Here is a 4,092-nt window from a genome sequence, read left to right as displayed (position 1 = left end):
TGTCGCCGCCGACGTCGATCCACACGAGGTCGTCGCGGCCGAGGGTGGCGCAGGCGGGGAGGAGGGCGAGCAGAAGGGCGAAGGCAAGGGCATGCGCGGCCCCTCTGGTATCGGCGGGCATGGGCACCTCCCCTCCGGAGCTTCGGGAGGCCGAGCATAACCCCGGCCACGGAGTCGCGCGAAACGGGTTCGCGTCAGCGCCGGCCCAGGCGGCGGCCGCCCTACATCGAGTTGAGGTGCAGGATGTTGCCGTCGGGGTCCTTCAGCCAGACCAGCTTGGCGCCGCCGGCGACGTGGACGTTGCCTTCGAGGCGGCCGATGTCGGGATAATGTTCGAACCGGGCGCCCTTCGCCTCCAGCGCGGAGACGATCGCGGCGAGATCGTCGCCGACGCCCCAGACGACGGCGTTGGCGCGGTTGGTGCCGGCATATTCGGACTGGTAGACGACGAGTTGGGTGGCGCCGGTGCGGTAGACGAGCACGCCTTCCTCCTTGCCCTCATCGGCGAGCTCCAGGCCCAGCACGTCGCCGTAGAATTGGCCGGCGCGGTCGAGGTCGCTGACGGCGACGATGGCGGAGCTGTCATGGTCCTTCAGCATCAGGTGTCTCCTTGGAACGGATCGGCTGGATAACCGTCGTGCGGACCGGAGGTTCAAACCTGTGGGGCGGGGGTCAGGGCGGCCTTCGCCGACTCCGGCGACTGCTCGCGCGTCACTTCGTGTCGGCTTCGCTGTCTTCGGGCGGCCCGGCTGGCGGCTCGGGTGCAAAGAACGCATCGCGCTGGGCTTCGGCGGTGGCGCGTTTCAGGGAAAGGTTGGCGGCCAGGCCCGCGTCGACCGCGGCCTGGTCGGCCGGCGTGAGCGTGCGGCGGTCGTGGAAATCGCCATAATCGCCTTTCTCCTCACCGTCGAAATCGACGGGCGGGGGATAGTCGGTCCACCAAAGGCCTTCATCGTCCTCCCAGATGGTGTGCGGATCCTTGTCCATTCCGGCCTCCCCGCCCTCGCAAAGTTCATGAAGTTCATTGTCTGGCGCGTTCGTGCGCAGGTCGCCCTGAGGCTCCGGCTCGGGTGGGGCGAGCAGGGCCAGGCCGTCCTCGCGCCGGTCCTCGCCCGAAGCGGCGAGATAGTCGTCCCAGCGCGCGATCAGCCCCAGATGCGCCGCGCCGCGCTCCTCGTCGCGGTCGTGCCGCGCGTCGAGTCGGCCAAGCACCGCCATGGTGAGCTTGTTGTCGTAGCGATGGCGCTCGGCGACGATCATGCCGTCCTTGTAGATGCGCTCGACGATGCCGTTCATGGCCCGCGAGAAGGCCTCGTCGGCGAGCCGCGGCCGCGCCATCACGCAGGCCGCCTCCCAACCGGCGGCGAACAGCGGATCGCGGTCGCGCAAATTATAGGCGGAGCGGGCGCTCATGCCGCAGGCGAGGCAGCCTTCCTTGACGACGCCGCATTCGGCGAGGCGCGACAGGAACAGCCGCATCTTTTCCGGCGTCCAGCCGTCGTGGCGCAGGCGCCGGGTCTCGGTGAAGGCGGTGTCGGGATGCTGGGGATCAAGCGGCTCGACGATATCGGGCAAATGCCCGTCGATCCAGCCGATGCGCTTCCGGGCGGGCTCGGCCTCGATGATGGCTTCGGCCGCGGGCATGGAGGGGAAGACGGCCGCATCGGTGGACGAGGCGTCGGGCGATGGGGTGCTGTTGCTGCTCATTGAGCAGGGTAGAACAAGGGAAATCCTACATTTCAAGAATGTTGTTCGTCTTCTGTTCCCCGTCTCGCTGCCGAGCCCATCGCCGCTGCGCTCGCCCGGCGTGATCGTGTCGAGAAGAATGGGCGGGAGCCGAAGCCCCCGCCCTCCCGCCTCATTAGCCGGCGGCTTCCATCGAGTGCTTGAGGGCGCTCATCTGGTCGTGACCCTGCTTCACCGAGGTGAAACATCCCTGGATCACGGCGCGGACCTCAGGCGAGAGATCGTCGTCGCGCAGCGCCTCTTCGAACTTCGCCTTGATGTGATCCTCGCCGCGTTCGACCTCGTTGATCACAGCCTTGTCGTCCCGGCCGGTGACGGCCGACTTGAGGTTCACGAAACCGCGATGCGCCGCGCCGGCCGTGGTGCCGGCATCCTCCGGATTGCCGCCCAGACGGGCGACCTCGGACTGCAATTTGGTCAGCACTTCGCGCCGTTCGGACGCGCGATCGTTGAACATCTGCGCGAAGCTTCCGCCCTCCACGGCGTTGGCCGATTCCCTATAGCCGTCGATGCTGTCGATGGTGGTGGCGATGAGCGAGTTGAGGGTCTTGATGTCTTTGTCGAACATTCTCGGGTCCTTCATGCTTGAGGGGGGTGACAGGACAACGCATCGACGGGCGGCATGGATGCACCGCGCAAAGGGCACGGCGACCATTCGAGCCTCGCGCCAGCCGGGAGGAGCCGCGGCGTCGGCGGCAGCCTGCCTACATCGAATTGAGGTGCAGGATGTTGCCGTCGGGATCCTTCAGCCAGACCCGCTTCGAGCCGCCGGCGACATGGATGTTGCCTTCGAGGCGCCGGAGCCAGCCCCAGCACGTGGCCGTAGAAGGCGCGCGCGCGGGCAGGGTCGCTCACCGCGACGATGGCGGAGGAATCTGATCCTTCAGCATGGCGGCGGGCCCTACCGGCTCAGATTGCCGCGCACCGCGCCTCCGGGGAAATCCTCGTTATGGACGTTGACGTAGAAGATCGACGGGTCGCGGATGATCTCCTGCGCCAGCGCGCGCTCCACGTCCGCGCAGCCGCTGCTGTTGCCGTCGGCCGGCGCGTCCAGGGGGGCGACCACCGGACCCGGATCGGGCGGCGTGCGGTGGATGTGCGCCGCCGTTGCCGGCTCGATGCCCTCGACGTCGAGCGTGTAGCAGACCCGGCCCTGGCCGGGATTGACGCGGAGAGTGGCGGTGCCGCTGCCGTCCTCGTCCCCCGGGCCGGGCACTTCGGCGGCGCCAGTCATCTCGACGGTAAAGGGCCGCCCGCCCTCCTGGGCGGCGACACCGGCGGCCGACAGCGCGGCGATCGTGCCGAGAGCGGCGATCGAAAGCATGGTCTTCATGGTGGCATCTCCTTCGCGCACGCGCGGATCGTGAGCGAAAAGCGACAGGCCGGGGCGCGCGCTGGGCGGAGGAACGGGCGGGATCCGCCGGGGTTCCGGCGGGCGGGACGGAGCGGGCGCAGGATCAGGCCGAACAGCGTGTTCTTCCGCGTTCCCGCGACAATCGCTATTCTTCGCCCATGGCGCGCGCGCTAAAGGTCTACAAAATCCCCATCGGCTTTCACGACGCCTATGTGGCGGCGCCGACGCAGAAGGCGGCGATCGAGGCGTGGGGGTCGGACAAGGATGTGTTCCAGCGCAAACAGGCGGAACTGGTCACCGATCCCGAGCTGACGAAGGCGCCGCTCGAAAGCCCCGGCAAGGTCATCAAGCGCCTGCGCGGCACGGCGGCCGAGCAGATCGCGGCTTTGGGGGAGACCAAGAAGCCTGCGGCGCGAAAGGGCGCGAAGGCTGAGCTGGAGGAAGGGGCCGCGGCCAGGTCGACTCGAAAAGTGAAGGCAAAGCCGCCGCCGAAACCTACTCCCCGCCCCAGCCGGGCCAGGCTCGACGAAGCCGAGCAGGCGCTGGCCGAGGCCGAGGCGGGGCACGAGGCGGCGTTGAAGGAGATACGCGAACGCGAGGCCGAGCTGGTCCGCGAGCGCAAGGCGCTGGAGAAGAATCAGGACGAGGAACGCGAGCGGCTGGAGGCTCGGCGCGACAAGGCCGAGGCGGCTTACGAGGAGGCGTTGCGGCGCTGGCGCGCGCGTTGACCCGGCGGACCAGGTTCGCGGCCAGAACCGGTCAGGGCGCCGGCGGCACGCCCCTCAGCGAGCGTTCGGACGCGATCACGCCGCCATAGCCGTCGGCCAGCCCCTGATGGGCGGCGCGCGATCTGTCGCAGGTGGCGGCAGCGGCCCGCATCATGGAGATCTGCTGGCGGTGATAGAGATAGTTGAGGTCGATGCCCTCAGGGCCGGTCCGGCAGGACGGCGGCGACTTTCGTGGCGAGCCGGGCCTGCATCGTGCCGACGCGG

At 68.7% G+C, this 4,092-nt stretch carries 6 protein-coding genes; 1 reads left to right on the top strand and 5 read right to left on the bottom strand.

Annotated features, from left to right (window positions below):
- Positions 1 to 221: 221 nt before the first annotated feature.
- The 4 genes from VIR62_RS13390 to VIR62_RS13375 form a co-directional block, all read right to left on the bottom strand.
- The gene (locus VIR62_RS13390) at positions 222 to 599 is read right to left on the bottom strand and encodes a VOC family protein (protein ID WP_431872042.1); all 378 of its coding nucleotides are present in this window, start codon (positions 597 to 599) and stop codon (positions 222 to 224) included.
- 112 nt (positions 600 to 711) lie between these two features.
- The gene (locus VIR62_RS13385; protein WP_431872040.1) at positions 712 to 1,707 is read right to left on the bottom strand and encodes a hypothetical protein; all 996 of its coding nucleotides are present in this window, start codon (positions 1,705 to 1,707) and stop codon (positions 712 to 714) included.
- A gap of 154 nt (positions 1,708 to 1,861) precedes the next feature.
- Positions 1,862 to 2,314 (bottom strand): PA2169 family four-helix-bundle protein, encoded by a 453-nt coding sequence (locus VIR62_RS13380; protein WP_431872039.1) that lies wholly within the window; start codon positions 2,312 to 2,314, stop codon positions 1,862 to 1,864.
- A gap of 333 nt (positions 2,315 to 2,647) precedes the next feature.
- Positions 2,648 to 3,079: a CHRD domain-containing protein gene (locus VIR62_RS13375; protein ID WP_431872038.1), complete on the bottom strand. Its 432-nt coding sequence runs from the start codon at positions 3,077 to 3,079 to the stop codon at positions 2,648 to 2,650.
- Between the two features lie 179 nt (positions 3,080 to 3,258).
- Here VIR62_RS13375 and VIR62_RS13370 point away from each other — a divergent pair, with 179 nt between their 5' ends.
- Positions 3,259 to 3,828, top strand: a complete 570-nt coding sequence (locus tag VIR62_RS13370) for a hypothetical protein (protein WP_431872036.1) — start codon at positions 3,259 to 3,261, stop codon at positions 3,826 to 3,828.
- A 31-nt stretch (positions 3,829 to 3,859) separates the two neighbouring features.
- Here the strand turns inward: VIR62_RS13370 and VIR62_RS13365 are convergent.
- On the bottom strand, positions 3,860 to 4,092 hold a 233-nt coding region (locus VIR62_RS13365), incomplete at its 5' end, for a hypothetical protein (protein WP_431872034.1).

This window comes from Allosphingosinicella sp. (assembly GCF_036570505.1).
GTDB lineage: Bacteria > Pseudomonadota > Alphaproteobacteria > Sphingomonadales > Sphingomonadaceae > Allosphingosinicella.
The sequence above is the reverse complement of the archived record's forward strand: the minus strand, read 5'-3'. Positions and strand labels throughout refer to the sequence as shown.